This window comes from Endozoicomonas sp. (genome assembly GCF_031844845.1).
Taxonomy (GTDB): Bacteria; Pseudomonadota; Gammaproteobacteria; order Pseudomonadales; family Endozoicomonadaceae; genus Endozoicomonas.
Map to the genome: position 1 here is coordinate 1 of NZ_JAVRMB020000368.1, position 3,702 is coordinate 3,702.

4 protein-coding genes are annotated in these 3,702 nt (G+C 49.2%); 1 reads left to right on the forward strand and 3 read right to left on the reverse strand.

Annotated elements, in window-relative coordinates; all coding sequences use genetic code 11:
* The first annotated feature begins 153 nt into the window (after window positions 1-153).
* On the forward strand, window positions 154-747 hold the full coding sequence (locus RM811_RS20480; protein WP_402527771.1) for a hypothetical protein: 594 nt from the start codon (window positions 154-156) through the stop codon (window positions 745-747).
* Window positions 748-949: 202 nt separating this feature from the next.
* Here the strand turns inward: RM811_RS20480 and RM811_RS20485 are convergent, their stop codons facing one another.
* From RM811_RS20485 to RM811_RS20495, 3 genes are all read right to left on the reverse strand, one after another.
* Window positions 950-1,321, reverse strand: coding sequence for a hypothetical protein (locus tag RM811_RS20485; protein ID WP_402527772.1), 372 nt, complete (start codon window positions 1,319-1,321; stop codon window positions 950-952).
* Between the two features lie 178 nt (window positions 1,322-1,499).
* Window positions 1,500-2,723 carry an IS1096 element passenger TnpR family protein gene (locus tag RM811_RS20490; protein ID WP_402527773.1) on the reverse strand — a complete coding sequence of 408 codons (1,224 nt, stop codon included), beginning with the start codon at window positions 2,721-2,723 and terminating at the stop codon, window positions 1,500-1,502.
* Between the two features lie 248 nt (window positions 2,724-2,971).
* Window positions 2,972-3,702, reverse strand: a 731-nt coding sequence (locus RM811_RS20495; protein WP_402527775.1) for a tetratricopeptide repeat protein, incomplete at its 5' end; no start/stop codon positions are given.

The following is a 3,702-nucleotide window of genomic DNA, read 5'->3' on the forward strand; positions in this document are numbered from 1 at the left end:
GAATCGTGTCTGTGGTTGGGTCCTGGCGCTACCACGCAGGACCCACAGGGCCTAAAAGCGTGGGAGCGAGGAGGGTTTTGCGACAACCGCCTTCGCGACGATGACGGTCGGGGGGGTGTTTTGCCCTTTTGCGACACCCTCTAACGGGAGGAAATGATCTTATCGCTGCCTTACACTAACCGGGCCGGGAAAAGGTATTTCCTCTACCAGGGGGTCACCCGTACCGGTAAACCCCGCTACTATTTTTCGGGTCGGGAGAAGGCAGGGGCAGAGAAAATCACCAGGATCCCTGAGGGTTTTGAAATCTATGAACGGCCTGAAAATGGTCAGGTCTTTCTGAGAAAAGAAATTCCCGGATTACTGACAGGAGCCGAGCAACAGTGCATAGCTTCTGCACTGGCAGCCCTGAAAGAGCCTTTCCGTTACCTGATGGATTGCCAGAATCAGTATGTAACCATTTTTGAATCCGCTGCCAGAGATACGGCCAGTGAGATGAAGGAAGTCGGATGGCTCTGGAGCCTGAAACCAGAGTCCGTAGAGAAGATGATCAGGCTGAGCCATTTTATACCGGTCCTGCGTTTTGCGCTGGTTGATAAAAAGAAGCGAGAATTTCATGCAGGGCGGTTCTGTTTTCTGGGCAGCATTGATGACTGGATATCCCTGAAAAACACGGATGATTTGAACACACTGGCCAGCCAATACATCCCATTGCTGGGTTCCGATGCTTTTTATCAAATGCATCGGTGATCTGTCGTGCGTTGTTACTTACTGGAAACCGGGACGCGGGGCCGGATTTTATTTTTTGCATTTCCTTCATCCAGACTTTCATTGTCGATACTGTTGCTCAGTGACTTTAATAATGGCGCTGCCTTTCCCGGGTTATTTTCAGGGCTTCCGGACGAGGAGTGGGCTCAGGCCAGCTATTCCGGCTCATGGATATAAACTTCCATTACGGGTGGGTAAGTAAAGCACTACTGCGCGGCTGCTGGGCAAGCCAGGAGATTCTGCCGATCTGGTAAGCCCGAAGCTCTTTATAAAATGGGTGTTTGTGATCCAGCTTCAGGTGAGTGATGGAGACCACCATGTCATTGAGATCCCCTTGAATGGGCGATTTGTAGGCCAGGCACAAACCTCCGTCAAGGCCAAGATAGTGAGCTGCCGTGATGGCTAGGTTGTGATTTTTCCTGAGTTTACCGTTTGTCCCATTAGCTTTGTAGGTGGCAATTAATCCTTTTCCAGGGCTACCCGTCATGGGCAGGTGCGGTTTCAGTCGTTCTATCAAATCGAGAACGTAGGCTTCTTCAGTCTGGTGATTCATCATGTATATCCGCCTGAATAATCAGGCCCTCAGTCTATGTTGTTTCAGAAGGGTCCGGAAAGCGTCATGCTCATAAAAAATAGTCGAACCGGAACAGACATTCCTCATTGATCTGGTCAGCGATTGCTCTCTGGGCTTGCTTTCATTTTTTAATAAATTCAAGACACGATGCCAGTTTAAGTCAGTACTCCCGCGGAGCTTCCCCTTTTGCTTCGGTAAGTATAATACCATCCGGTTTTTCGTCCACGCCGTCGACGATCTGTAGTGTAAACGCCCACTCAATGTCGAGGTCATAAATAAACGTCAGATGGTCACCTGGCACCAGTGGCAAGTCTTTAAGGCAGATATCATCGGTATGATCCACATCGGGCTGTTGTAGCAATGGATGCTCTATGTGATAAGAGTGACCATAGCAATCTTCACAAAAAAAGTAGAAGAGCTGGTGATTGCTGAACGAAAAGGCGCTGAGAATGGCGTTGGCCAGTTGATCCAGTGTCGCTTCGGCAGGCACTATCAGGGTTCGCCGGCACTTATAGGCAAACAGTAAAACATTGATGATATAGCTTTTAAATGCGTCGATTTTTGGTGGATGAAGCAACTGCCTGATGTCTTCTCGCCAGGGTTGAACCACCTTCTGCATACCATCGACTTCGTAGAGTTCATCCTCGCAACCCCGGGGAATCGCCAGCCCTTCCAGGTCTATGGATTTATGAAAACGGTTAAAGAGAACCACTCCGAGGGGGGTGAACTGCAGGTGTTTCAGCTGACGGCTGTCCTGCCACTGGAGCTTGACCAGACCAAACAGTCTCAGCAGGCTTACATTGTAAGCCCCCAGTTGAGACGGCAGAACTTCAAGACCCAGTGGCCGGATGGGGTCTTCTGTGAATAAACCTTGTCTTAGAAAGTTGACGCCAGCGCAACCCAGGATACGATCATCACGACTGCCAAGATCTTCACCAATAATGCCCGCATGGCCACGGGTTAGCCAAGCGTCCAGCAGGGAAAAATACTGCTCAGTGGCGGACAGTTGTTGCCATTGCGCCATCATGGTGTCGTTGATGACCAGCTGAAATTTGCGGGTGCCCGCCGTGATAATCCGGCCAAACCCGGCGGTACGAACCAGCAGGTATAAGCCAAGAACTGATGGATAGTGAATGGTGAGTGGCCGTTTCAGCGTGGGGCTGTCTGGCTCGGTCAGTTCATCATTTAATAGCGCGGCCCATTTTTGGATTGGCTGCCGTTTGCCTTTGCTCAACGGGACGGGCTGAGCCATTACCCGGTTTAAAAAGCGGTTGAAATCCTGAAGCAGTGAGCAGGGCTGTACGTCCGAGAAGGTTTGCTCCTGAACAATTTTCAGGCTTTCAGGTGAAAATTTGATCAGTATCATCGCTGTATCGAATGCCATGCAGATTATCGATGTAAGCAATAGTCTAATCGGTCTGCGCTGTATCGTAGGTTTATTTACGCTTCCTGTTTGGCTTCTTCTATTAAGGCTATTGATAAAAAAGAAGCATCAGCCCCGGCTGATATACATCGCTATCCTCAGTTCCACCAACTCTACTAATTTGAGGGTCAGGTCTTCCTTTTTGAATGGATTCAAGAGTTAAGACCCGCCCCCGATTTCCGATTACCCAAGACCGGTCCCGTTACCCTTCAAACTTCAAATGTAGTAGCTTCTTTGCGTTCATAAGCCAAAAGCTCATCAAGCCGATCACTGGCATGATCAGCGTCTTCAAGTTCGCGATCGATAGGGATCTGATAAAGCTTTTTGGCGCGATCAGTATCCGCAATAACATCATCGGGATGGGCGCGAGAAAATGTCGGGTTATAGATATCCCCCCAGCCAATATAGTTCCAGGTAGAATCCGGGTAGTCCTTAACCAGGGCTTCAAAGGTGGCGTCTCCTTGTTCACACTCTCCCATCAGAAATTGAAGCTCAGCACTGGCCCGACGATAAGCCTTGTGTGTGTCTTCGCTGGATTCCGGGAAATGCTCAAGGAACTCCCGGAAGAAGGTAATGCCCTTTTCTATAAAAGATGATTCAGTACGGGCAGCGTTTAACAAATGCATATCTATTTCGGAACCCCACATGTCCAGAGTAAACCCCATCTTATTATCCATGTCGTCCAGTGATGTCTTGTCCTGATAGAGTTCTTTGATCAATTCCCAGGCGTCCAGCCAAAGTTCACAGGCAGCCACGGATTCATCAACGTCAGTTTTCGTTTTTTTGTCATACAGTAAGACAAGACCCTGATTAATCAGTTCTTCAAGTTGGGCTTCTTCTTCTGTCAACGGTGCCTGGAATTTTTCAATCCTTTCTCGCAGCGTTGTGGATAAGCCTGCCCCTGCACTTTCCAGGCTGGCCGAAAACCGCTCATCTTCGG

Bases quoted from the DNA above. Each gene is read 5' to 3' on its own strand.
- RM811_RS20480 (WP_402527771.1), top strand. From the start codon at position 154: ATGATCTTATCGCTGCCTTACACTAACCGGGCCGGGAAAAGGTATTTC.
- RM811_RS20485 (WP_402527772.1), bottom strand. From the start codon at position 1,321: ATGATGAATCACCAGACTGAAGAAGCCTACGTTCTCGATTTGATAGAA.
- RM811_RS20490 (WP_402527773.1), bottom strand. From the start codon at position 2,723: ATGGCATTCGATACAGCGATGATACTGATCAAATTTTCACCTGAAAGC.